This window comes from Mesorhizobium captivum, assembly GCF_033977165.1.
GTDB lineage: Bacteria > Pseudomonadota > Alphaproteobacteria > Rhizobiales > Rhizobiaceae > Mesorhizobium > Mesorhizobium captivum.
Genome location: NZ_JAVIJB010000004.1, coordinates 117,544 through 141,478, shown reverse-complemented (window position 1 = coordinate 141,478; position 23,935 = coordinate 117,544). Strand labels below are relative to the sequence as shown.

At 63.8% G+C, this 23,935-nt stretch carries 26 protein-coding genes; 17 read left to right on the top strand and 9 right to left on the bottom strand.

Annotated features, from left to right (window positions below):
• Positions 1–199: 199 nt before the first annotated feature.
• The 4 genes from hslU to hslV are packed head-to-tail and all read right to left on the bottom strand — an operon-like array spanning position 200 to position 3,247.
• Positions 200–1,513, bottom strand: a complete 1,314-nt coding sequence (hslU, locus tag RFM40_RS05885; protein ID WP_320227836.1) for an ATP-dependent protease ATPase subunit HslU — start codon at positions 1,511–1,513, stop codon at positions 200–202.
• Positions 1,514–1,515: 2 nt separating this feature from the next.
• Complete coding sequence (locus RFM40_RS05880) at positions 1,516–2,115, bottom strand: DUF2585 domain-containing protein (protein WP_320227835.1); 600 nt, start codon at positions 2,113–2,115, stop codon at positions 1,516–1,518.
• Between the two features lie 5 nt (positions 2,116–2,120).
• Entirely contained in the window at positions 2,121–2,645 is a 525-nt protein-coding gene (locus RFM40_RS05875) for a GNAT family N-acetyltransferase (protein WP_320227834.1), read from the bottom strand.
• Positions 2,646–2,695: 50 nt separating this feature from the next.
• Positions 2,696–3,247: an ATP-dependent protease subunit HslV gene (gene hslV, locus RFM40_RS05870; RefSeq protein WP_320227833.1), complete on the bottom strand. Its 552-nt coding sequence runs from the start codon at positions 3,245–3,247 to the stop codon at positions 2,696–2,698.
• 210 nt (positions 3,248–3,457) lie between these two features.
• On the opposite strand from hslV, the gene hisB reads away from it, so the two are divergent.
• The 9 genes from hisB (at position 3,458) to coaA (ending at position 9,227) form a co-directional block, all read left to right on the top strand.
• Positions 3,458–4,057: an imidazoleglycerol-phosphate dehydratase HisB gene (hisB, locus tag RFM40_RS05865; RefSeq protein WP_320227832.1), complete on the top strand. Its 600-nt coding sequence runs from the start codon at positions 3,458–3,460 to the stop codon at positions 4,055–4,057.
• A gap of 4 nt (positions 4,058–4,061) precedes the next feature.
• Positions 4,062–4,538 carry a DUF2628 domain-containing protein gene (locus RFM40_RS05860; RefSeq protein ID WP_320227831.1) on the top strand — a complete coding sequence of 159 codons (477 nt, stop codon included), beginning with the start codon at positions 4,062–4,064 and terminating at the stop codon, positions 4,536–4,538.
• A gap of 2 nt (positions 4,539–4,540) precedes the next feature.
• A complete protein-coding gene (gene hisH / locus RFM40_RS05855; protein ID WP_320227830.1) occupies positions 4,541–5,191 on the top strand; it encodes an imidazole glycerol phosphate synthase subunit HisH in 651 nt (216 codons plus the stop codon).
• A gap of 1 nt (position 5,192) precedes the next feature.
• Positions 5,193–5,483 (top strand): DUF1330 domain-containing protein, encoded by a 291-nt coding sequence (locus tag RFM40_RS05850; protein ID WP_320227829.1) that lies wholly within the window; start codon positions 5,193–5,195, stop codon positions 5,481–5,483.
• Positions 5,484–5,485: 2 nt separating this feature from the next.
• Positions 5,486–6,232: a 1-(5-phosphoribosyl)-5-[(5-phosphoribosylamino)methylideneamino]imidazole-4-carboxamide isomerase gene (gene hisA / locus RFM40_RS05845; protein WP_320227828.1), complete on the top strand. Its 747-nt coding sequence runs from the start codon at positions 5,486–5,488 to the stop codon at positions 6,230–6,232.
• A complete protein-coding gene (locus RFM40_RS05840) occupies positions 6,229–7,068 on the top strand; it encodes an arginase family protein (RefSeq protein ID WP_320227827.1) in 840 nt (279 codons plus the stop codon). Before hisA ends, RFM40_RS05840 begins: the two co-directional genes overlap by 4 nt.
• Complete coding sequence (hisF, locus tag RFM40_RS05835) at positions 7,065–7,859, top strand: imidazole glycerol phosphate synthase subunit HisF (RefSeq protein WP_320227902.1); 795 nt, start codon at positions 7,065–7,067, stop codon at positions 7,857–7,859. The genes RFM40_RS05840 and hisF overlap by 4 nt, the downstream gene beginning before the upstream one ends.
• A 9-nt stretch (positions 7,860–7,868) precedes the next feature.
• Positions 7,869–8,192: a phosphoribosyl-ATP diphosphatase gene (locus tag RFM40_RS05830; RefSeq protein WP_320227826.1), complete on the top strand. Its 324-nt coding sequence runs from the start codon at positions 7,869–7,871 to the stop codon at positions 8,190–8,192.
• Between the two features lie 75 nt (positions 8,193–8,267).
• On the top strand, positions 8,268–9,227 hold the full coding sequence (gene coaA, locus RFM40_RS05825) for a type I pantothenate kinase (RefSeq protein WP_320227825.1): 960 nt from the start codon (positions 8,268–8,270) through the stop codon (positions 9,225–9,227).
• A gap of 66 nt (positions 9,228–9,293) precedes the next feature.
• On the opposite strand, the gene RFM40_RS05820 is transcribed toward coaA, so the two are convergent.
• The 5 genes from RFM40_RS05820 to RFM40_RS05800 all read right to left on the bottom strand — a co-directional run bounded on the left by RFM40_RS05820 (position 9,294) and on the right by RFM40_RS05800 (position 14,340).
• Positions 9,294–10,409, bottom strand: coding sequence for a phosphatase PAP2 family protein (locus RFM40_RS05820; protein WP_320227824.1), 1,116 nt, complete (start codon positions 10,407–10,409; stop codon positions 9,294–9,296).
• Positions 10,410–10,733: 324 nt separating this feature from the next.
• On the bottom strand, positions 10,734–11,351 hold the full coding sequence (locus RFM40_RS05815; RefSeq protein ID WP_320227823.1) for an alpha-ketoglutarate-dependent dioxygenase AlkB family protein: 618 nt from the start codon (positions 11,349–11,351) through the stop codon (positions 10,734–10,736).
• Between the two features lie 102 nt (positions 11,352–11,453).
• Positions 11,454–11,924 carry a peptidoglycan-binding protein LysM gene (lysM, locus tag RFM40_RS05810; protein ID WP_320227822.1) on the bottom strand — a complete coding sequence of 157 codons (471 nt, stop codon included), beginning with the start codon at positions 11,922–11,924 and terminating at the stop codon, positions 11,454–11,456.
• A gap of 191 nt (positions 11,925–12,115) precedes the next feature.
• The gene (gene arfB, locus RFM40_RS05805; RefSeq protein WP_320218132.1) at positions 12,116–12,553 is read right to left on the bottom strand and encodes an alternative ribosome rescue aminoacyl-tRNA hydrolase ArfB; all 438 of its coding nucleotides are present in this window, start codon (positions 12,551–12,553) and stop codon (positions 12,116–12,118) included.
• A gap of 176 nt (positions 12,554–12,729) precedes the next feature.
• Entirely contained in the window at positions 12,730–14,340 is a 1,611-nt protein-coding gene (locus RFM40_RS05800; protein WP_320277305.1) for a phosphoenolpyruvate carboxykinase, read from the bottom strand.
• Positions 14,341–14,681: 341 nt separating this feature from the next.
• Between RFM40_RS05800 and RFM40_RS05795 the strand changes: the two genes are divergently transcribed.
• From RFM40_RS05795 to RFM40_RS05760, 8 genes are all read left to right on the top strand, one after another.
• A complete protein-coding gene (locus tag RFM40_RS05795) occupies positions 14,682–15,383 on the top strand; it encodes a response regulator transcription factor (protein ID WP_006201274.1) in 702 nt (233 codons plus the stop codon).
• 118 nt (positions 15,384–15,501) lie between these two features.
• Positions 15,502–17,286 carry a sensor histidine kinase gene (locus tag RFM40_RS05790; protein ID WP_320275693.1) on the top strand — a complete coding sequence of 595 codons (1,785 nt, stop codon included), beginning with the start codon at positions 15,502–15,504 and terminating at the stop codon, positions 17,284–17,286.
• Positions 17,287–17,315: 29 nt separating this feature from the next.
• Positions 17,316–17,777, top strand: a complete 462-nt coding sequence (locus RFM40_RS05785; protein ID WP_320277304.1) for an HPr kinase/phosphorylase — start codon at positions 17,316–17,318, stop codon at positions 17,775–17,777.
• A gap of 164 nt (positions 17,778–17,941) precedes the next feature.
• Entirely contained in the window at positions 17,942–18,343 is a 402-nt protein-coding gene (locus tag RFM40_RS05780) for a PTS sugar transporter subunit IIA (protein WP_192252777.1), read from the top strand.
• Positions 18,340–18,636 (top strand): HPr family phosphocarrier protein, encoded by a 297-nt coding sequence (locus RFM40_RS05775; protein ID WP_320227818.1) that lies wholly within the window; start codon positions 18,340–18,342, stop codon positions 18,634–18,636. Before RFM40_RS05780 ends, RFM40_RS05775 begins: the two co-directional genes overlap by 4 nt.
• Positions 18,637–19,033: 397 nt before the next feature.
• On the top strand, positions 19,034–19,408 hold the full coding sequence (locus RFM40_RS05770) for a hypothetical protein (protein WP_320227817.1): 375 nt from the start codon (positions 19,034–19,036) through the stop codon (positions 19,406–19,408).
• Between the two features lie 369 nt (positions 19,409–19,777).
• Positions 19,778–21,178: an adenosylhomocysteinase gene (gene ahcY / locus RFM40_RS05765; RefSeq protein ID WP_320227816.1), complete on the top strand. Its 1,401-nt coding sequence runs from the start codon at positions 19,778–19,780 to the stop codon at positions 21,176–21,178.
• Positions 21,179–21,366: 188 nt separating this feature from the next.
• Complete coding sequence (locus tag RFM40_RS05760) at positions 21,367–23,934, top strand: sensor histidine kinase (protein ID WP_320227815.1); 2,568 nt, start codon at positions 21,367–21,369, stop codon at positions 23,932–23,934.
• Position 23,935: the final 1 nt, after the last annotated feature.

The window sequence follows — 23,935 nt, the reverse complement described above, 5'->3', positions numbered from 1 at the left end:
TCAGCTGTCGCCGATCCGCTCCAACTACTTATTTTTACGCAATTTCTGGCGGAAAACCGCTACGCACTTTTCCTGAAATTGCCTTCGGAATCGGCGGCAAACTAGGTAAAGCGGCCGGGAGAGTCGAGACGAGGCAAGCTTCCGACGGAACGAAAGGTGGCCAGATGGTACCATCTGGCCACACATGCCCGGCTTTACTTTAGAGGATGAACCGCGACAGGTCGGTGTTCCGCGACAGGTCGCCGACATGCTTCTCAACATAGGCGGCATCGATGGTGACCGCCGTGCCGTGGCGGTCCGGCGCGTCGTAGGAAATCTCGTCCAGCACCCGCTCCATCACCGTCTGCAGGCGTCTGGCGCCGATATTCTCGACATTGGCGTTGAGCTCGACGGCAATGCCGGCAAGCGAATCGATGGCGTCGTCGGTGAAGACGAGATCGACGCCCTCGGTCTTCATCAGCGCGATGTACTGCTTGATGAGGCTGGCCTCGGTCTCGGTCAGGATGCGGACGAAATCCTCCTTCTCCAGCGCCCGCAGCTCGACACGGATCGGCAGGCGGCCCTGCAGTTCCGGCAGCAGATCCGATGGCTTGGAGACGTGGAAGGCGCCCGAGGCGATGAACAGGATATGATCCGTCTTGATCGGCCCGTATTTGGTCGCGACCGTCGTGCCTTCGACCAGCGGCAGCAGGTCGCGCTGCACGCCTTCACGGGAAACGCCGGCGCCGATGCCGCCTTCGCGCGACGCGATCTTGTCGATCTCATCGATGAAGACGATGCCGTCATTCTCGGCCGATTCCAGCGCCCGGCGCACCACCTCGTCCTGGTCGAGCAGCTTGTCGGACTCGTCGTTGACCAGCACCGAATAGGAATCGCGCACCGTGGTCTTGCGGGTCTTGGTCTTGCGGCCCCCCATCGCCTTCGACAGCATGTCGTTGATGTTGAGCACGCCGATATTGGCGCCGGGCATGCCGGGAATCTCGAAGCCCGGCATGCCGCCGGTGCCGGTGTCGGCCACCTCGATCTCGATCTCCTTGTCGTCAAGCTCGCCGTCGCGCAGCCGCTTGCGGAAGCTGTCGCGGGTCGCGGGGCTTGCCGTCTTGCCGACCAGGGCTTCCAGAACGCGCTCCTCGGCGTTGACCTGCGCGCGTGCCTTGACGTCCTCGCGCATCTTCTCGCGTGCCAGGCCGATGGCGACCTCGACCAGATCGCGCACGATCTGCTCGACGTCGCGGCCGACATAGCCGACCTCGGTGAACTTGGTGGCCTCGACCTTGACGAAGGGCGCGCCGGCAAGCCGTGCCAGGCGGCGCGAGATCTCGGTCTTGCCGACGCCGGTCGGGCCGATCATCAGAATGTTCTTCGGCATCACCTCTTCGCGCATCTGGCCTTCCAGCTGCTGGCGGCGCCAGCGGTTGCGCAAGGCGATCGCCACGGCGCGCTTGGCGTCCTTCTGGCCGATGATGAAGCGGTCGAGTTCCGAAACGATTTCGCGAGGGGAGAAGGTGCTCATACTCAAATTCCACTTTGCCACTGCTTGATGGACTCGAACGGATGCAGCAGCATGATCACGTTGAGCGTCAGATTGTCCCGGATGATGTAGCCCGTGCCGAACTCGAAGATGAGGGCCAGGGCAACGATCACCCATATAGGAAGCTTTCGCGCCATCACAAATCCCAGCACCATGAACAACGTGTCGGACACCGAGTTGATGACGCTGTCGCCGTAGTAATTGAGCGAGATGGTGCCGGCGCGGTAGCGGTCAATGATGAAGGGGCTGTTTTCCAGCAACTCCCAGCCGCCTTCGATGAGGACGGCGAAGGCGAGCCTCAGCCCGACCGGCGAGCGCGGAAACAGAAACGTCGCCAGCGCATAGAACAGGAAGCCGTGGATGATATGCGAGAAGGTGTACCAGTCGGCGATGTGCTGGGAGTTCTCCGAGCTGTTCACCACGCCATGCCAGAGCTTGACGTAGCCGCAGGTGCAGATCGGCGGATGGCCCATGCCATAGAGAGCGCCGGCCTGGAAAATGACCAGCGCGAGCACCAGCAGCAGCCCCATCCGCCAGCTGTCTTCATAGGCGGAAAGCGTCTTGTCTTCCCCGGATGCGGTCATTGCGGTCAGTCCCCCTCTTCTGTGTCGGCTTCGGCCGCGTCGACGGCCATCAGCACGACGTCCCCATATTCCGAATGCCTGCGCCCGATCGGCCTGAAGCCGGCCTTCTCATAGGCGCGGATGGCGCGGCCATTGTCCGGATGCGGATCGATGATGACGCGCGGCGCGCCTTCTTCGAACAGTTCCTCGACGAACTGGCGGACAATCGCCGAACCGTGGCCGATGCTGAGCAGTTCCGCCGGGCCGATCGACAGATCGATGCCCAGCGTGCCGAATGGCTGGTCGGCGTACGGATGGTCGTCCTCGAGATGCGGATCGTAGCTCTGCAGGTAGGCGATCGGCCTGCCGTCGAGCTCGACGATCAGCGGCTCCACCGAAACCGAAGAGATATGCGCGCGGATCTCGGCGAGTTCCTTCTGCGGATCGGCCCACCATTCGGCGACATGCGGCTCGGCCAGCCAGCCGGCGATCGTCGGCAAGTCCTTCTCGGTGACCGGCCGAAAATCGTAGCTACGGTCTTGTTTGACCATGATCTTTTCCAAAACCCGGTTCCCACTTTTTGGGATCATGGCCGGCCGCCTCAGGCGGCATCGAGCGTTTCGACGACGAAGCTGCTGTTGGTGTAGACGCAGATGTCGGCCGCGATCTGCATGGCCCTGCGGGCGATCTCCTCGGCGTCCTTGTCGGTGTCCATCAGCGCGCGGGCCGCGGCCAGCGCGTAATTGCCGCCGGAGCCGATGGCCATGACGCCATGCTCGGGCTCGAGCACGTCGCCGGTGCCGGTCAGCGCCAGCGAGACCGACTTGTCGGCCACCAGCATCATCGCCTCCAGCCGGCGCAGATAGCGGTCGGTGCGCCAGTCCTTGGCGAGTTCGACGCAGGCCCGCGTCAGCTGGTCCGGATATTGTTCGAGCTTGCCTTCGAGGCGTTCGAGGAGGGTGAAGGCGTCGGCGGTGGCGCCGGCGAAACCGGCAATGACGCTGCCGCCCTTGCCGATGCGGCGCACCTTGCGGGCGTTGCCCTTCATGATGGTCTGGCCAAGGCTGACCTGGCCGTCGCCGGCGATCACGACCTTGTTGCCCTTGCGCACGCTGATGATGGTCGTGGCGTGCATGGTCAGTTCATTCGACATTTCCAGCTCCGATTCGCGCCATCCCTTTTCAAAGGCGATTGGCGCGGTACGAGTGACATTTGATCGCCATATGTATGCATGGGACGAGTGATTGCAAACCGCCCCTCCGGCAAGGCCGATACCGTCCGGAATGGCAACTGGCAATCGCCGGATCATGCTGATAGAAGGCTCTCGTTTTCAAGCCCATGACCTCTGGATAAGGACAGAGCGATGCCGTCGCGTTCCGCCGAAGTGAGCCGCAAGACCAGGGAAACCGAGATTTCCGTGTCGGTCCATGTCGACGGCAAGGGCAAATCCGACATCGCGACAGGCGTCGGCTTCTTCGACCATATGCTCGACCAGCTGTCGCGCCATTCGCTGATCGACATGACGGTCAAGGCCAAGGGCGATCTGCACATCGACGACCACCACACGGTCGAGGACACCGGCATCGCGATCGGCCAGGCGCTGAGCAAGGCTTTGGGCGAGCGGCGCGGCATCATGCGCTATGCCTCGATCGACCTTGCCATGGACGAGACACTGACGAGAGCAGCGATCGACGTTTCCGGCCGGCCGTTCCTGGTCTGGAACGTATCCTTCTCGTCGCCGAAGATCGGCACCTTCGATACCGAGCTGGTGCGCGAGTTCTTCCAGGCGCTGGCCCAGAATGCCGGCATCACGCTGCATGTGGCCAACCATTACGGCGCCAACAACCATCATGTCGCCGAGACCTGCTTCAAGGCGGTGGCGAGGGCGTTGCGCGCCGCGCTGGAGCCCGACCCGCGCCAGCCCGATGCGGTGCCGTCCACCAAGGGATCTCTGAAAGGATAGCCCTATGGCCATCTATGTCGTGATGGAGCCGCCGGCGGGCAGCAACAAGGCCGAGGAAGCGACCCTGGTGCGCGACGGCTTCACCTGGCTCGGGTTCCTGTTCTCGCCGATCTGGCTCGCCTGGCACCGGCTGTGGATCGAGGCCTTGCTTACCTTCGCCGTCATGGTGATCCTGTCGGTGCTCGGCGAAAAGCTCGGCCTTGAATGGGCCGGATCGGCCCTGTCGCTGCTGGTGTCGCTCTATGTCGGGCTCGAAGGGCAGGGCCTGCGGATATCGGCGCTGCGCCGCCGCGGCTGGCGTGAATGGGGCGTGGTCGAGGCCGGCAATCTTGGCGGCGCCGAGGCGCGCTACGTGCTGGAAGTCGGTGAACAGGAGGAAGAGCTGACATCCATGCCGCGCATCGTTCCCGATACGAGCCTGGCGCGCCCCGCCCAGACGGGCATGGCGCTTGGGCTGACCCATACACCGGGAAGGCCCTGAATATGCGGGTAGCAATCGTCGACTACGGCTCGGGCAATCTGCGCTCGGCCACCAAGGCTTTCGAGCGCGCCGCGCATGAGGCCGGCATTGCCGCGACCATCGACCTGACGGCCGACGCTGAACGGGTTCGCAGCGCCGACCGCATCGTTTTGCCGGGCGTCGGCGCCTATGCCGACTGCGCCGCCGGCCTGCATGCCGTTGCCGGTATGTGGGAAGCGGTGGAAGAGGTGGCTCTTCGCAAAGGACGGCCCTTCCTCGGCATCTGCGTCGGCATGCAGCTGATGTCGGAACGCGGCCTCGAGAAGACGATCACCAAGGGCTTCGGCTGGATTTCCGGCGACGTCAAGGAAATCACGCCGACGGATCCGGCGCTGAAGATCCCACAGATCGGCTGGAACACGATCGAGCTTCAACGCAAGCATCCGCTGTTTTCGGGCATCGAGACCGGTCCAAAGGGCCTGCACGCCTATTTCGTCCATTCCTATCATCTGGAGGCGAGGAACCCTGGCGAGGTGCTGGCGACCGCCGACTATGGCGGCCCGGTGACGGCGGCCGTGGCCCGCGACAACCTCGCCGGCACGCAGTTCCATCCCGAAAAGAGCCAGGCTCTCGGCCTGGCGCTGATCGCCAATTTCCTGAGATGGAGGCCGTAGCATGAGCAAGAAGGGCTATTGGATCGCCATGATCGATGTCCGCGACGCGGGGGCCTACAACAACTACTTCGAGGCCAACGCAAAAGCCTTCGCCAAATATGGCGCCAAGTTCCCGGTCCGGGCCGGGCGCTATACGAATCCGGAAGGGCCGACGGGGAACCGCCATGTGGTGGTGGAGTTTTCATCCTACGAAACGGCGCTCGCCTGCTATGAGTCGCCGGAATATCAGGAAGCCTTGAAATTCCGGCTGGCGGCGTCGACCGGCCATTTCGTGATCGTCGAGGGCGCCTGACCGTGATTCTCTTTCCCGCCATCGACCTCAAGGACGGCAAATGCGTGCGCCTGAAGCATGGCGACATGGCCACTGCCACCGTCTACAACGATGACCCGGCAGCCCAGGCGAGAGCCTTCGAGGAGCAGGGCTTCGAATGGCTGCACGTCGTCGACCTCAACGGCGCCTTCAAGGGCCAGAGCGTCAATTCCGCGGCGGTCGGCGCCATCCTCAAGGCGACGAAGAAGCCGGTCCAGCTCGGCGGCGGCATCCGCACGTTGGCGCAGATCGAGGACTGGCTGAACCGCGGCCTGGCGCGCGTCATCCTCGGCACGGTGGCCGTGCGCGAGCCCGAGCTCGTGAAGGAAGCCTGCAGGGCTTTCCCGGGCAAGATCGCGGTCGGCATCGACGCCAAGGGCGGCAAGGTCGCCGTCGAAGGCTGGGCGGAAGCCTCGGAACTCGGCGTCATCGAGCTGGCGAAGAAGTTCGAGGGCGCAGGCGTCGCCGCCATTATCTACACCGATATAGACCGCGACGGCGTGCTCTCCGGCATCAACTGGGACGCCACCATCGACCTCGCCGAGGCGGTGTCGATCCCGGTGATCGCCTCCGGCGGGCTCGCCTCGATCGCCGACATCGTACGCATGACCATGCCCGATGCCAGGAGGCTCGAAGGCGCGATCTCCGGCCGCGCGCTCTATGATGGGCGCATCGACCCGGCGGAGGCACTGGCGATCCTGCGCGGCGAAGGGGCGGAGGCAAGAACGTGAACATTTCGATCATCCTGGCGTCCTATGACAGCGGCCATTATCACGGCGGCTGCGGCCAGGGCCCCGACGCGCTCATCGCCGGCGGGCTGGCCGAGGCGTTGAAGCTTGCCGGCCACGACGTCGCCGTGCATGACATCGGCAAGGTGAGCGAGGATGAGCAGGAACGTGAGATCGCAACCGGATTTGCCGTCTGCAACGCCGTTTCGGGCGAGGTTCGCATCGCGCTGGACAATGGGCGCTTCCCCATCGTTCTGGCCGGCAACTGCCTGACCAGCGCGGGCGCGGTGGCCGGCGAAGGCGCGGACGCCATTATCTGGGCCGACCAGCACGGCGACCTCAACACGCCCGATACCTCCACCTCCGGCTTTCTCGACGGCATGGCGCTGGCGACGGTGCTCGGCCTGTGCTGGCGGCGGATGGCGGCACAGATTCCGGGGTTCAAGCCGATCGATGCGGCCCGTTGCGTGCTGGTCAACTCGCGCGACCTCGACCCGGCAGAGCAGGAATTGCTGGAGACGCTGCCGGTCATCCGCACCGAGTGCCCGGACTGGGCAGGCGCCGCGGAGAAGTTGAAAGCCGCCGGCGCCGAACGGGTCCATATGCATATCGATCTCGACATTCATGACCCCGAGGAACTGCAGGCCAATCGCTACACCACGCCCGGCGGTCCAGCGCCCGACGAGGTGCGGGCGGCAATGTGCGGCCTTGCAGGGCCGCTGACCGTTGCCGGGCTCACCATTTCCGCCTACGATCCGGCCTTCGACCCGAAGGGCGACGTGCCGCCGCTGGTCGGCGAGCTGGTGGTCGACCTGCTGTCGACCATGGAGCGGCGCTGATGCTGAAGGCCCGCGTCATTCCCTGCCTCGACGTCAAGAACGGCCGTGTCGTCAAGGGCGTCAATTTCGTCGACCTGGTCGATGCCGGCGATCCGGTCGAGGCCGCCAAGGCCTATGACGCGGCGGGCGCCGACGAGCTCTGTTTCCTCGACATCACCGCCTCGTCCGACAACCGCGAGACGATCTTCGACGTCGTCGCCCGCACCGCCGAACAATGCTTCATGCCGCTCACCGTCGGCGGCGGTGTGCGCCAGGTGGCCGACATCCGCAAGCTGCTTCTGGCCGGCGCCGACAAGGTGTCGATCAACACGGCGGCGGTGAAGAATCCGGATTTCGTCACTGAGGCCGCCGACAAGTTCGGCAACCAGTGCATTGTCGTCGCCATCGACGCCAAGAAGGTGTCGGCCGCCGGCGAAGCCGACCGCTGGGAGATCTTCACCCATGGCGGGCGCGAGAAGACCGGCATCGACGCGGTCGAGTTCGCCAGGCGGATGGTCGATCGCGGCGCCGGCGAGATCCTGCTGACCTCGATGGACCGCGACGGCACCAAGGCCGGCTACGACATCGCGCTCACCCGCGCCATCGCCGACGCCGTGCGCGTGCCAGTGATAGCTTCCGGCGGCGTCGGCACGCTCGATCACATGGTCGAGGGCATTCGCGATGGCCATGCCGGTGCGGTGCTTGCCGCCTCGATCTTCCATTTCGGCACCTACACCATCGCCGAGGCCAAGGCGCATATGGCCAGAGCCGGCCTGCCGATGCGGCTGGACTCGGCCGTCCATCGGACTTAAACCCCTGCCATGGCTCAATTTTCGCTCGCCGAACTGGAAACGATCATCCATGAGCGCGCCCATTCCGGCGACCCGGACTCGTGGACGGCGAAACTGTTCGCCAAGGGCATGGACAAGGCGGCGCAGAAGCTCGGCGAGGAAGCGGTCGAAACCGTGATCGCCGCCATTCGCGGCGATAGGCAGGCCCTCGTTTCGGAAAGCGCCGATCTTCTATATCATTGGCTGGTCGTCCTCGGCATCGCCGGCATTCCTTTGGACGACGTGCTGAAGGAGCTCGAGGGCCGCACCGGCCGCTCGGGCATCGCCGAGAAGGCGTCCCGGCCCCGGGGCTGATCGAAGGGAGCATGATGTCGCCCGAAAACCGCTTCGCACTTTTCGGCATCATGCTCTAGGAGGGCAGGAGACTCGATGGACCAGCTTGCTCCGACCGAGAAGTATTCCCCCTATCGCTTCTTCTCGGCCGAGCAATGGTCGCAATTCCGCGCCGACACGCCGCTCACGCTCACCGAGGACGAGATCGACCGGCTGCGTTCGCTCAACGACCCGGTCGACCTCGAAGAGGTCAAGCGCATCTACCTGTCGCTGTCCCGCCTGCTTTCGGCGCATGTCGAGGCGAGCCAGCTGCTGTTCAGGCAGCGCCAGGCCTTCTTCAACGCTGTCGACGTGGTCAAGACCCCCTTCATCATCGGCATTGCCGGTTCGGTCGCGGTCGGCAAATCGACCACGGCGCGCGTGCTGAAGGAATTGCTGGCGCGCTGGCCGTCGAGCCCGAAGGTCGACCTCGTCACCACCGACGGCTTCCTTTTGCCGAACGAGATCCTGCGCCGAGACAATCTGATGGAGCGCAAAGGCTTTCCCGACAGCTACGACGTCGGCGCGCTGCTTCGGTTCCTGTCGGGCATCAAGTCGGCGCAGCGCGATGTCCGCGCGCCAGTCTATTCGCACTTGACCTACGACGTCATTCCCGGCGAGTTCCAGACCATCGACCGGCCTGACATATTGATCTTCGAGGGCATCAACGTGCTGCAGCCCGGCAAGCTGCCGAAGGACGGCAAGATCGTGCCGTTCCTGTCCGACTTCTTCGACTTCGCCATCTATATCGATGCCGACGAGAAGCTGATCCACCAGTGGTACATCCAGCGCTTCATGCGCCTGCGCGAGACCGCCTTCCGTAACCCGAACTCCTTCTTCCACCGCTATTCGCAGCTTTCGGAGGACGCCGCGCGCGCCATCGCCGAGGGCCTGTGGAGCAATATCAACCTGAAGAATCTGCGCGAGAATATCCTGCCGACCAGGGCGCGCGCCGACCTTATCCTGCGCAAGGGCGCCAATCACCTGGTCGAGGAAGTGGCGCTGCGGAAGCTTTGACCATCCCGCCGTGGCGTCGGTCGACCGAGGCAATTCCGGAAAATTGCGTGGCTCCCGTCCCGATGCTCACGAAATCGCGAAGACCGCCTCGGGACGAGCAGCGGGTTGCGTGCGCGGCGCCGGCAACCGGCGATCCGCCGGGACCAGCTTGCGAGCCACGACATAGATCAGCAGCGTCACGGAAGCGGCAACATAGCCGTCGATCGCATAGTGCCAGGCCAGATAGACCGAACTGGCCGCGACAAAGGCCACATAGAGGAACGCCAGCGCGCCGAGATAGCGGTTGTACTCGCGCAGGAACAGCGCGTTAAGCGTTACCAAAGCGACATGGACGCTGGGAAACGCCGAAATGCCCGAAGCAAAACCCGTCCGCCCGGCTTCGTTCAGCGACCACAGATAGTTCTGATTGGAAACAGCGGAGTTGGGCGCTCCAAGCCCTTTGGCCAGGAAGGCCAGCTGCTCGCCAAACCGCGCGGTGTCTTCCGTCACGAGGCCGTAAAATGCCGGGCCAGCCGACAGGAACAGTGCGGCCAGCACGTTTCCGACAACAATCCAGACCGCCATGAAGCAGGCCAGATAGCGTGTCCGAATTGATGCCGCCTTGGGCGATGTCGCGACAAAGAACAGGGTGGTGAAATTGAGCAGGAACCACAAGGCGTTGTAGTTCCACTCTACCAGGACGCGCACCGAGTCATTTTTGGCCACCGCGTAGAGCCAGCGCCACGGATCAACTCCAAAATGCAGGAAGTTGTCGATGTTGGCCTGCACGACATCGAACCGAAAACCGCCCTGCCAGACAGGCATGGCGTTTTTTACCGACGTGAACGTGCCCTGGAAGATCATCAGCGCCACGAGAAGGCATAGTCCGGACAGGAAATATGCCAACCGGCTGTTGGAAAACGTGGCTTTCACGACAAGAGGCCGCCGGGAGTTGAAACGGTACAAGATGAGGATCGCGTCAAAAATGACGACGAATATGGGGAATACCAGACAGTTAAGCTTTATCCAGTCCGCAAAATATATCGAGTACGCGCTGCGGTCATCCGCGCCGACGGCATGAAGAAAAACCAGCCCGGCCAACGTGTAGGCGGCAATTGTGAGGTAAAGGCCCGAATCCCTGCGGACAAGCTGCGCCGCCGCACCGACGATCGGCCCGGCGCGATTGAAAACTGATCGCGTCATAACCATTGCCCAAGCCCTGATACCGGAGTGCATCAAGCGATTTCGCTCTGGCTGGAATCGCTTTTTCGGCCCCCGAGTCCTTGCTTTCCCTGCGGTTGCAGGCGAGCCGCCGCCGCGCGGTTCCCCGACATTGCTCTGGTCTATGGGAGAAATCTGTAGATTCGGTTAGCTGCGGCGAAGCCGGCGCGGTCGGATCGATTTAATGCATGTCGCCCAGAAGTGTGCAGCGGTTCTGGGACAACGACATGCATCAAAACAAAGGCTTAAAGCGCGTCGCCTGAATCCGTTTCAGCGCGACGCGCTTTAACGCTCCGGCCATTGTCGTCAGCCGGGCACCGTCACCCGCCGCAGCGTCAGATTGATTCGGCCGCCATTCTTCAACAGCGCCGATGTCGCGGGGTAGATGCGGTCGACGCCGTGGAATGAGAGGCGCCCCTCGCCGCCGAGCACGACGACATCGCCGCTCCTCAGCCTGAACGACTTCGTGCCGCCTTCGCGCGTGGTCTGGCCGACCCGGAACAGGCAGTCGTCGCCCAGCGACACCGAGACGACGGGCGCGGCGAAATCCTGCTCGTCGCGGTCCTGGTGCAGGCCCATCTTGGCGTCCGCCGAATAGAAATTGACGAGGCAGGCCTCAGGCGGATGCGCATAGGCCGAGACCTCGCGCCACACTTTTAGCAAGGCTTCGGGGATCGGCGGCCACGGCTGCCCCGTCACCGGGTGCGTTGGCTGGTAGCGATAGCCGCGCTCGCGGTCCGTCACCCAGCCGAGCGCGCCGCAATTGGTCATGCGCACGCTCATCTCCTTGCCGGTGCGCGGCATGGCCGGCACATAGAGCGGCGCCGCCTGCACGACGCGCCTGATCTCCTCGACCAGCGCTTCCTGCGCCGGGCGCGGCAGATAGCCCGGCATATGGCGAACGCCGTTGGGCAGAACGAGCATGGACCACCGTCTCTTCGATTGACGCCGGCACAGCATGCCATCGACAAAGGAAAACGGCGACCCGAAAGCCGCCGTTCTCCGTTCTTCCATGTCGATTGCCGGTCAGGCGAGATCGGGGATGCGCAGCACCTGGCCTGGATAGATCTTGTCGGGATGGGTCAGCATCGGCCGGTTCGCCTCGAAAATGATGGTGTTCTTGGCGCCCTGGCCCTTGCCGTAGCTCTTTTCGGCGATCTTCCAGAGGTTGTCGCCTTTCTGGACGGTGTAGAAGGTCGGCTCCTTGGCCGGGCTTGCCGCCTTGCCGGCTTCGGGCGCGACCTGCAATTCGTCGGCCTGCACCTTGGAAACGCCAAGTGTGTTGCCGACGGCGACGACGGCTTTTTCGAAGATCGACTGATCCTTGACCGTGCCCTTGAGCACAGCCGTGTCGCCCTTGACCTCCACTTGCACGCCGTCGGTGCCGAGCTTGTGGGAATCGAGCTCCTGCTTGAGCGTGTCGGCGCTGGGTGGCGCTTCCTCGCCGCCGAAGCCAAGCTTCTTGCCGACGCCTTTGACGAAATCGAACATGCCCATCTTTTGGTCTCCTCGTGTGGCGGGAGCCCGAGCTTGCCATCTGCAACCCAGAATTGGAAGCGGCTTCGTTCCCGCAATCGCCGCGGTGCTTAAAGCGCGTCACGCAGAACGGCTTCAGGCGACGCGTTTTAAGTCTTTGTTTGATGCATGTCGTTCTCCCAAAGCCGCTGCACGCTTTTGGGCGACATGCATTAATCGTTCTCTACCCGGCCGCGCAGCTTCTTCACCGTCGAGCGCCCGGCCTTGGTCTTGAGGCGCCGCTCGACGGCTCCTTTCGAAGGCTTCGTCTTCTTGCGCGGCGGCGGCGGCGGTTCGGCCGCCTTGGCGACCAGCGCCGTCAGCCTCGCCCGCGCGTCGGCGCGGTTCTGTTCCTGGGTGCGGAATCGCCCGGCTTCGATGACGATGACGCCATCCTTGGTGGCGCGTTGGCCGGCAAGCCTGATGGCGCGCTCGCGCACGCGGTCGGACAATCCGGAAGCATTCGCCGCGTCGAAGCGCAGCTGCACGGCCGTCGCCACCTTGTTGACGTTCTGGCCGCCCGGACCGGAGGAGCGGATGAAATCCTCATGCAGGTCACCTGGATGGATGACCGCGTCATTGGCGATGATGATCCTGTCGTCGGCGCTCATGCGCGCAGTCATGACGCGGCGGCGGCAAAAAGAAAAGGCCCGGCGGAAGCCGGGCCCTGGAGGAACGGCGACTAACACACGTCGCGACGAAATGGGTTCGGGCGCCGCGCTCTAAAGTCTTTGTCCTGATGCATGTCGTTCGCCCAAAACCGCTGCGCACTTTTGGGCGACATACACTATTCGGCCGCCTCCTGCAGATGCGGCGCAGCGCCCAAGATGGCTGCGTCGACATGCTTTTCGAATTTCTCGAAATTGACCGCGAACATGCCAACCAGCTTCGCAGCCTGCCGGTCGTAGGCGGCCTTGTCGGCCCAGGTCGAGCGCGGATCGAGGATGGCGCCGTCGACGCCCGGAACCGCCACCGGCACCTCGAAGCCGAAATTGGCGTCGGTGCGGAATTCGGCGGCATTGAGCGAGCCGTCGAGCGCGGCACCCAGCAGGGCGCGCGTCACCTTGATTGGCATGCGGCGGCCGGTGCCGTAGGCGCCGCCGGTCCAGCCGGTATTGACCAGCCAGCAATCGACGCCGTGGCCGGCGATCAGCTCGCGCAGCAGCTTGCCGTATTCGGACGGATGCCGCGGCATGAAGGGCGCGCCGAAGCAGGTCGAGAACGTCGCCTCGGGCTCGGTGACGCCCTTCTCCGTCCCGGCGACTTTGGCGGTGTAGCCGGAGAGGAAATGATACATCGCCTGCGCCGGTGTCAGCCTGGCGATCGGCGGCATGACGCCGAAGGCATCGGCGGTCAGCATGATGATGTTCTTCGGATGGCCGGCGCGGCCGGTCCTCGAGGCATTGGGGATATAATCCAGCGGATAGGCGCAGCGCGTGTTTTCGGTGAGGCTGCCGTCGTCGAAATCCGGCACGCGGCCGGCGTTGAGCACGACATTCTCCAGCACCGTGCCGAAGCGCTGCGTGGTGGCGAAGATCTCCGGCTCCGCCTCGGCCGAGAGCCTGATGGTCTTGGCGTAGCAGCCGCCTTCGAAGTTGAAGACGCCTTGCGGACCCCAGCCGTGCTCGTCGTCGCCGATCAGCGTGCGCGACGGGTCGGCGGAAAGCGTCGTCTTGCCGGTGCCGGACAGGCCGAAGAAGACGGCCGCGTCGCCGGCGGGCCCTTCATTGGCCGAGCAATGCATCGGCATCACGCCCTTTTCCGGCAACAGGTAGTTCAGCATGGTGAACACCGACTTCTTCATCTCGCCGGCATAGGACGTGCCGCCGATCAGCACGATCTTGCGGGTGAGGTCGACCGCGATCACCGTTTCGGTGCGGGTGCCGTGGCGGGCCGGGTCGGCGCGGAAGGACGGCAGATCGATGATCGTCATCTCCGGCACGAAGCGTTCGAGTTCGGCCGCCTGCGGACGGATCAGGAGATTGCGGATGAACAGCGAATGCCAGGCGAATTCGGTGACGACCCGAACCGGCAACCGGAGCTCGGCATCGGCGCCGCCGACGAGGTCCTGCACATAGAGGTCCTTGGCCGTCGCATGGGCGCGGAAATCGGCATAGAGCGCATCGAACTCGGCCGGCGAGATCGCCTTGTTGTTGTCCCACCAGACATGCGGGCCGGTGTTGTCGTCGCGCACGATGAACTTGTCCTTCGGCGAGCGGCCGGTGTGCTGGCCGGTCTCGGCAACCAGCGCGCCCTGCGCCGTCAGTTTCGCCTCGCCGCGGCGGATCGCGTCCTCATAGAGTTCGGCGGCGCCGAAATTGTAACGCACCGCGCCCGTGGTCTTCAGACCGATCGCATCAATGGCGCAGTCGGGGTTGCGTTTGCCGGCTTCCGACATCAAATTTCCTCTCTGGATTTGGCCGCATTCGACCGGTGGGTTCCGGAGCCCGCAATAGGACCGATACGGTTCAGAACCAGAAAAGCCAAATGATATCAAATCATTAATCGATTTAAAAAATTTGAAAGTTGTTTAAATCGTTTATATGTGCAAAAAGTCACAGAGGTTGCCCAAAGGATTGGCAGGCTTCGTTCGTCCAATCCCGTAACGGGTGCGATCGTGTGTAGCGGCAGGCCACCCGTGACTTCGGACTGGGCCCGTGCCACATTTTGTACCCAATTTGTCCTGCAAAAGCCCTTTCTCGACGACAGAAGGGACCGCTCATGAGGGAGCCGCTTGAAATGGCAACAATCGCGCTTGTCGATGACGACCGCAACATCCTGACTTCGGTGTCGATCGCGCTCGAATCCGAAGGCTACCGCGTCGAAACCTACACGGATGGTGCGTCGGCGCTGGAAGGTTTGGCGGCGCGTCCGCCGAACCTCGCCATCCTCGACATCAAGATGCCGCGCATGGACGGCATGGAGCTCCTGCGCCGGATGCGGCAGAAGTCCGACCTGCCGGTGATCTTCCTGACCTCGAAGGACGACGAGATCGACGAATTGTTCGGCCTCAAGATGGGCGCCGACGACTTCATCCGCAAGCCGTTCTCGCAGCGCCTGCTGGTCGAGCGGGTACGCGCGGTGCTGCGCCGCACCAGCGCCCGCGAGGCGGCCGCCAAGGCGCCCAGCCAGCAGGCGCGCTCGCTCGAACGCGGCCAGCTGGTGATGGATCAGGAACGGCACACCTGCACCTGGAAGGGCGAGCCGGTGACGCTGACGGTGACCGAATTCCTGATCCTGCATTCGCTGGCGCAGCGCCCCGGCGTGGTAAAAAGCCGTGATGCGCTGATGGATTCGGCCTATGATGAGCAGGTCTATGTCGACGACCGCACCATCGACAGCCACATCAAGCGGCTGCGCAAGAAGTTCAAGGCCGTCGATGACGACTTCGAGATGATCGAAACCCTGTACGGAGTCGGATACCGGTTCCGCGAAGCTTGATGTAGTGAATAGCCAATGGTGAATGGTGAATGGCGGCTCACTCTACGACCTGGCTCTATCTTGAGCGCCCATTTTTCCATTCACCATTCACCATTCACCAAACAGGGACTGCTATTCGATGGCAGTTGAGATAGAGCGAGGCAGGCGGGCGGGCGCGACAAGGCGCCCGCCGCGGATCGTGCCCGCATTCGTGTCGAAGATCACCGTGCCGATGCGCCGGTTCCTCGGCCACCACATCTTCTCCAGCCTGACGCGGCGCATCCTGTTCCTCAACCTGGCCGGCCTCGCCGTGCTGGTCACCGGCATCCTTTACCTCAACACCTTCCGCGACGGGCTGATCGACGCCCGCGTCGAAAGCCTGATGACGCAAGGCGAGATCATCGCTGGCGCCATCGCGGCCTCGGCGACGGTCGAAACCGACTCGATCAGCATCGATCCGGAAAAGCTGCTCGAGCTGCAGGCCGGCGAAAGCCTGGGGCCGGGTTCCGACCAGCTCGACAATCTCGACTTCCCGATCAATCCCGAGCGCGTGGCGCCGGTGCTCAGACGGCTGATCTCGCCGACCCGCACACGCGCCCGCATCTATGACCGCGACGCGAACCTTTTGCTCGACTCTCGCCATCTTTATTCGCGCGGCCAGATCCTGCGCTACGACCTGCCGCCCGTCGATGACGAGCAGCCGGACCTTTTGGAGCGCGTCGAGAAATTCGTCTTCGACTTCTTCCGCAACAAGGACCTGCCCGTCTATCACGAGCAGCCAGGCGGCAACGGCGCGGCCTTCCCCGAAGTGGTCAAGGCGCTGACCGGCGGCCCGTCGACCATTGTGCGGGTGAGCGAGCAGGGCGAACAGATCGTCTCGGTCGCGGTGCCGATCCAGCGCTTCCGCGCCGTGCTCGGCGTGCTGATGCTGTCCACCGAAGGCGGCGACATCGACAAGATCGTGGCGGCCGAGCGCAAGGCGATCCTGCGCGTGTTCGGCATCGCTGCCCTCGTCACCGCCATCCTCTCGATGCTTCTGGCCTCGACCATCGCCAATCCGTTGCGACGGCTTTCCGCCGCCGCCGTCCGGGTGCGGCGCGGCGTCAAGAACCGTGAGGAGATCCCGGACTTCTCCGACCGCCAGGACGAGATCGGCAATCTGTCGATCGCGGTACGCGACATGACCAACGCGCTCTATGCGCGCATCGAGGCCATCGAAAGCTTCGCCGCCGACGTGTCGCACGAGCTCAAGAACCCGCTGACCTCGCTGCGCAGCGCGGTCGAAACGCTGCCGCTGGCCAAGAACGAGAATTCACGCGGGCGGCTGATGGAGATCATCCAGCACGACGTGAGGCGGCTCGACCGGCTGATCACCGACATTTCCGATGCGTCCCGTCTCGACGCCGAGTTGGCGCGCGAGGATGCCTCGACGGTCGATCTGAAGAAATTCGTCACCGACCTCATCGCGGTCTCGCGCGAGACGACGCGCAACAAGAAGGCGGTGGAGATCGAGCTCAAGGTCGCCAAGCTGCCGCAGGGCGTCAAAGGCTATGTCGTCGTCGGCCACGACCTCAGGATCGGCCAGGTCATCACCAACCTGATCGAGAATGCCCGCTCCTTCGTTCCGGAGGAACACGGCCATATCACCATCTCGCTGGCGCGCGCCGGCAAGTTCAACATCGTCACCGTCGACGACAACGGCCCGGGCATCAGGGCCGAAAAGATCGACCGCATTTTCGAGCGCTTCTATACCGACCGGCCGGCCGGCGAGGCTTTTGGCCAGAACTCCGGCCTAGGCCTGTCGATCAGCCGCCAGATCGTCGAGGCACATGGCGGCACGCTGACGGCGGAAAACATCCCCGGCACCAAGCCCGGCGAGATCAAGGGCGCGCGCTTCGTGGTGACGCTGCCGGCCGAAGGCTGATCTCCAGACACGATAGCAAGACACGGATCATGCCCGACCCTGCCGTGAAGCCTGAAAACATCCATGGAACCGCGGTTCTCATCGGCGAGCGCGGCGTCCTCATCACCGGGCCGTCCGGCGCCGGCAAGACGACACTGGCGCTGACGCTCATCGACCATTGCCGGGTCCGCGGGCTGTTTTCGCGGCTGATCAGCGACGACAGACTGCTTGCCGCCGCGCATGGCGGGCGGCTGGTCTGCCGGGCGCCGGCCGCCATCGCCGGCCTTGCCGAAGTGCCGGGCTTCATGCCGTGCCGGCTGCCGTTCGAGCCGGGCGGCGTGATCGACCTCCATATCCGGCTGGTGCCGAAGGAAGAAATGGCTCGTTTCCAGGAAGAGATCAGCGAGCCGGTCGCGGGCTGCGCGGTGCCGCGCATCGATCTTGCCGAGCGCAACGCCGCCACGGCGTTGCCGGCCGTGATGGCGCGGCTGTCAATACCGCCTTTTTCATGATCCGGTCCGGGTTTTTTGCTGCAATGCGTCAAAATGGCCCGGGCCGTCGCAATTTTGGGCTTGTCAACCGGCCGTGCGTCGACAAGATAGCGCTCCCGCCGCCTGGAATGGCCGGCGAACATAAGATACGCCTGTAAAGCGGCGATGACGGGAGCCACCAAAGAATGATCGGACTCGTGCTCGTGACGCACGGTCAACTCGCCACCGAGTTCCGGCATGCCGTAGAACATGTGGTGGGGCCACAGGACAATTTCGAAACGGTCGCGATCGGCGCCGACGACGACATGGAGAAGCGCCGGGCCGACATCGTCGACGCGGTCGCGCGCGTCGATACCGGGGCCGGCGTCATCGTGCTCACCGACATGTTCGGTGGCACGCCTTCCAACCTCGCCATCTCTGTCATGGATTCCGGCCGCACCGAGGTGATCGCCGGCATGAACCTGCCGATGCTGATCAAGCTCTCCTCGGTCCGCAAGGGCGACAACATGGCCGCCGCGCTCGACGAGGCGCAGGCCGCGGGCCGCAAATACATCAACGTCGCCAGCCAGCTTCTGAGCAGCAAATGAACGCCCATGCGTCGGAGAAGGACGAGGTGGTGCGGGAGCTGCCGATCGTCAACCAGCGCGGCCTGCATGCCCGCGCCTCGGCCAAATTCGTCCAGGTCGCCAGCGGATTCGATGCCACCATCCATGTCGAGAAGGACGGCGTGAAGGTCGGCGGCACCTCGATCATGGGTCTGATGATGCTGGCGGCAAGCCCCGGCTATTCGATCCGCGTCACCGCCACCGGCCCGCAAGCCGCGCCGGCCATGGACGCGTTGGAGCAGCTGGTCGCCTCGCGTTTCGGCGAGGAAATCTGACGAGCAAGTTTTTGGCTTTATGCGGGGCGAGGCACCTATGGGCGATCTCGTTGGCCGAGTTCTCGCGCCGCTACGATCCAGCACGGCAGCAAGGCCAGGCCGTCATGTCCGGCAGGACGTGGGCGTCAAATGTGAGAGAGCAGCTCGGGACTAACCGGGCCGGAACACGCGTTGACCTTACAGCAGGGTAGGAAACGCCCACAATAGAGCAAGCCTCGCCGCAGGGCCGCTTGAAGGAGCGGCAACATTCAGGGCAAGGCGCTCTTTAAATCGGAGAAATCCAATGGCACACCTTGGAAACGTCGCGTTTGCGGCGGCGATGGCGATTGGCTTGTCGTCGACCGCAGCGTCGGCGGCAACAGCGGTAGATGTTCGGCTTTGGGACCAAGGCGCGGGAATGGCGATGGGGACCGGCATGGCTTACCAGGCTCCGGGCCTCGATTTGTCAAAGGCGACGATGGGAGTGAGAGCGTCGCGATCCAGCGCCCCGGCCGGCGCCGTATCGTTCGAGGTCACCAACACCTCGAAGGATACCGTCCATGAGATGGTCGTCATACATCTAAAGGATCCGGCGCAACCGCTTCCCTATGTCGGGAGCGACGCCAAGGCGGACGAAAGCAAGGCTGACGCCAGGGGGGAGGTTCCCGAGCTCAAGCCGGGCAAATCGGGCAAACTGACGGTGACCCTGGAACCGGGCAAGTATCTGTTGATCTGCAATCAGCCGAAACACTTCGCCGCCGGCATGTGGGCCTTGTTTGAAGTCACCAGGTAGGCAACACGGGTTGGCCTCTGCGCGCAGTGCCCCAGCTTGAGCTTGGCGAAGCAGCCCGCATCCTTGCCGCGACCGTGATGTTCACATAATCCAGGATCGCGGGTCGGTCGCGAGGCTGAATGGCATCTGACGCGCGTGTCTGTTCATCGCTCATGAGCAGGACCCGGTTCAAATGCATGTCGTTATCCCAAAACCGCCGGACACTTTTGGGCGACATGCATTGATGTAAAGACATGCACGAATAAAGATTTCTTTATATCCCATTGTCGTTTGGCGGCCGATCTGCTAGTCAGGCCGGCAATCCGCGCCCCTCCATGCGCCGTCCCGGCGCCGGCGCGCTTTTTGAGACAATCACACCGGAGCACTGCCATGACGGGTAGCAAGGACTATGTGGTCGCCGACATTTCGCTTGCCGGCTGGGGCCGCAAGGAGATCGAGATCGCCGAAACCGAAATGCCGGGCCTGATGGCCTGCCGCGAGGAGTTCGGCGACAAGAAGCCGCTCAAGGGCGCGCGCATCACCGGCTCGCTGCACATGACGATCCAGACAGCGGTGCTGATCGAGACGCTGAAGGCGCTGGGCGCCGACATCCGCTGGGCTTCCTGCAACATCTTCTCGACCCAGGACCACGCCGCCGCGGCGATCGCCGAGGCGGGCATTCCAGTGTTCGCCATCAAGGGCGAGACGCTCGAGGACTACTGGAACTACACCGATAGGATCTTCCAGTGGGCCGACGGCGGCACCTCAAACATGATCCTCGACGATGGCGGCGACGCCACCATGTATATCCTGCTCGGCGCGCGCGCCGAGGCCGGCGAGGACGTGCTGTCCAATCCGGGCAGCGAGGAGGAAGAGATCCTGTTCGCCCAGATCAAGAAGCGCATGAAGGCTTCGCCGGGCTTCTTCGCCAAGCAGAGGGAAGCGATCCGCGGCGTCACCGAGGAGACGACCACCGGCGTCAACCGTCTCTACCAGCTGCAGAAGAAGGGCCTGCTGCCCTTCCCGGCGATCAACGTCAACGATTCCGTCACCAAGTCGAAGTTCGACAACAAATACGGCTGCAAGGAATCGCTGGTCGACGGCATCCGTCGCGGCACCGATACGATGATGGCCGGCAAGGTCGCCGTGGTCTGCGGCTATGGCGACGTCGGCAAGGGCTCGTCGGCCTCGCTGCGCGGCGCCGGCGCCCGCGTCAAGGTGACCGAGGTCGACCCGATCTGTGCCCTGCAGGCGGCGATGGACGGCTTCGAGGTGGTCACGCTGGAAGACGCGGCGCCCACCGCCGACATCGTCATCACCACCACCGGCAACAAGGACGTCGTCACGCTCGACCATATGCGGGCGATGAAGGACATGGTGATCGTCGGCAACATCGGCCACTTCGACAACGAGATCCAGGTGGCCTCGCTGCGCAACCTGAAATGGACCAACGTCAAGCCGCAGGTCGACATGATCACCTTCCCGGACGGCAAGCGGATGATCCTTCTGTCCGAAGGCCGGCTGCTCAACCTCGGCAACGCCACCGGCCATCCGAGCTTCGTCATGTCGGCCTCGTTCACCAACCAGGTGCTGGCGCAGATCGAGCTCTTCACCAAGCATGGCCAGTACCAGAACCAGGTCTATGTGCTGCCCAAGCACCTCGACGAGAAGGTGGCGCGGCTGCATCTCGACAAGCTTGGCGCCAAGCTCACCGAGCTGTCGGGTGAACAGGCCGCCTATATCGGCGTGACGCCGCAGGGTCCGTACAAGCCGGAACACTACCGCTATTAACCAAAGCGAAAATATCTACAATATATTGAAGCCGGGTGTTGACTTTCCACCCGGCTTCATTTTTTGCGCCCATGATTCTTCACGCCGATTCCGGCAGGCGTTATTGTTGTGATTCGCGGTCCGGGGACAGTTGGGCCGGGAACGCATTCAGGGCGGTCTTGCATTCAAGCGGCGAAGAGGACCAAGACATGCCGGGGGATAACCCGCCACGCGCGGGAAAGGCCGTTTCCGGCGGCCACGAGGATTCGATCGGTACCGGCTGCGCCGCGTCAGGCGGCGGTTTTCCGTGGCGCGCCGGCGTTCGCCTCGGCAGGCTTCTTGCCGCCTCCGCACTTTCGGGCTCGTTGCTTGGCCTTGCGGCGCATGCCGACACCGGCATCGCGCAGAGGGCGGCCCCGGCGGTCAGCACCGTCGAAGTCATGCAGCTTGCCATGTTCGTCGGCGTCATGGGCGCGGCCCTTGTCTCGGCCATCTTCCTGATCCGCGAGCGGGCGCGCACTTCGGCGCAAAATACCGAGCTTAGAGCCCGCATCGCCGATGTGAACGCGGCCCTGCAGCGTTCTGAGGCCCTGCTCAATTTGCGTGACCAGCGCGTCGTCGTCTGGTCTTCCGAGAACAAGAAGCCGGAGCTGATCGGCAGCCTGCCGCTGGAAAGCGGGGCGCCGGACGAGAGGTCCGCCTTCCTCGCCTTCGGCCGCTGGCTGATGCCGCGCTCGGCCGCGGCGCTCGAGAACGCCATAGCTGCGCTCCGCGACAGGTCGAAGGCCTTCGACCTCGTCGTCGAGACGCAGGCAGGCATGCCGTTGGAGGTGCATGGCCGCAAGAGCGCCGCGCATGTGCTGGTCCGCTTCATCTCGCTGTCGGAAACGCTGCGCAGCCAGGCCCGGCTGAAGATCGAAAACCAGCGGCTCAGCGCCGACTACGACACCATGCTCGGCCTGCTCGACGCGCTGAAGATGCCGGCATGGCTGCGCTCGGCCGACGGGCGGCTGAGTTGGGTCAACCGCGCCTATGCCGAGGCGGTGGAAGCGGAAAGCGCAGGCGCCGCGGTGCGCGAAGCGAAGGAGTTCCTCGGCGGACAGGCGCGTGAGCAAATCGCCGAGCAGCACAAGTCGCGTCCCGTCTTCGAGCAAACGCTGTCGACGGTGATCGAGGGCGATCGCCGCATGTTTTCGGTCACCGACTTCGCCAACGCCGATAGCTCGGCGGGATTGGCCTGCGACATCAGCGCTATCGAGACGATCCGCGCCGAATATGAGCGGACCGTGCGCAGCCATGCCGACACGCTCGACCAGCTCAACACGGCCGTGGCGATCTTCGATACGGACGAGAAGCTGCGCTTCTTCAACCAGGCATTCCAGAAGCTGTGGGGCCTCGACAGCGGTTTCCTGCACAGCGCGCCCGACAACGCCTTGCTGCTCGACCGGCTGCGCAGCGAAGGCAAGATCGCCGAGCAGCCCGAATGGCGGCGCTGGAAGGAGAACCTGCTCGGTGCCTATCGAGCCGTCGAATCACAGGAACATTGGTGGCACCTGCCGGACGGAAAGACGATCCGCGTGGTGGCCAATCCGCAGCCCAAGGGCGGCGTCACCTGGGTATTCGAGAACCTGACCGAGAAGATCGATCTCGAAAGCCGCTATCAGACCGCCGTGCGCGTGCAAGGCGAGACGCTGGACAATCTGGCGGAAGGCGTGGCGGTGTTCGGGCCGGACGGACGGCTTCGCCTGTCCAACCCGGCCTTCGTCACCCTGTGGGGGCTGCAGGCGGAGGCGATCAAGCCCAACGTCCATGTCTCGGCGATCCGCGATCTTTGCGACCAGCGCGCACCCGACAGTCCCTGGAGCGGCTTCGTCGCCGCCATCACCGGCTTCGACGACGAGCGCCGCGACCGCCGCGGCCAGACCGAACTGGTCAACGGCACGGTGCTGAGCTATGCCGTGATCCACCTGCCCAACGGCCAGGTGATGATGACCTTCGTCGACGTCACCGACACCGTCAATGTCGAGCGGGCGCTGAAGGACAGGAACGAGGCGCTGGAGAAGTCCGACCAGTTGAAGAACGAGTTCGTGCAGCATGTCTCCTACGAGTTGCGCTCGCCGCTGACCAACATCATCGGCTTCACCGAGCTCTTGTCGCTACCGACGACGGGACCGCTGACACCGAGGCAGCGCGAATATGTCGAGCATGTCGGCTCGTCGTCCTCGGTGCTGCTCACCATCGTCAACGACATACTGGACCTGGCGACGGTCGATGCCGGCATCATGCAGCTCGACATTTCCGAGATGAGCATCGACAGGACCATCGCGGCGGCCGCCGAGCTGGTCGCCGACCGGCTGGAGGAGCACCAGATCAAGCTCAGGGTCGACGCGGCGACGGCGCCAAAGAGCTTCCATGGCGACGAGATCCGTGTCCGCCAGATCCTCTACAATCTGTTGAGCAACGCCGCGAACTATGCGCCGGAGGCGAGCACGATCACGCTCACCTGCCGTCAGTTGACGGGAGGGGTCGAGTTCTCCGTCCACGACGACGGACCCGGCATGCCGCCGGACGTGCTGGAATCGGTCTTCCGCCGCTTCGAGCCGCGCGCCAATGGCGGCCGCCGGCGCGGCGCCGGGCTCGGGCTGTCGATCGTCAAGAGCTTCGTCGAATTGCATGGCGGCACCGTGCGCATCGAGACCGGCATGAACAAAGGCACCACGGTCATCTGCACCTTCCCCGACACGCCGTCGGGCGGCATCCGCGAAGCGGCCGAGTAGC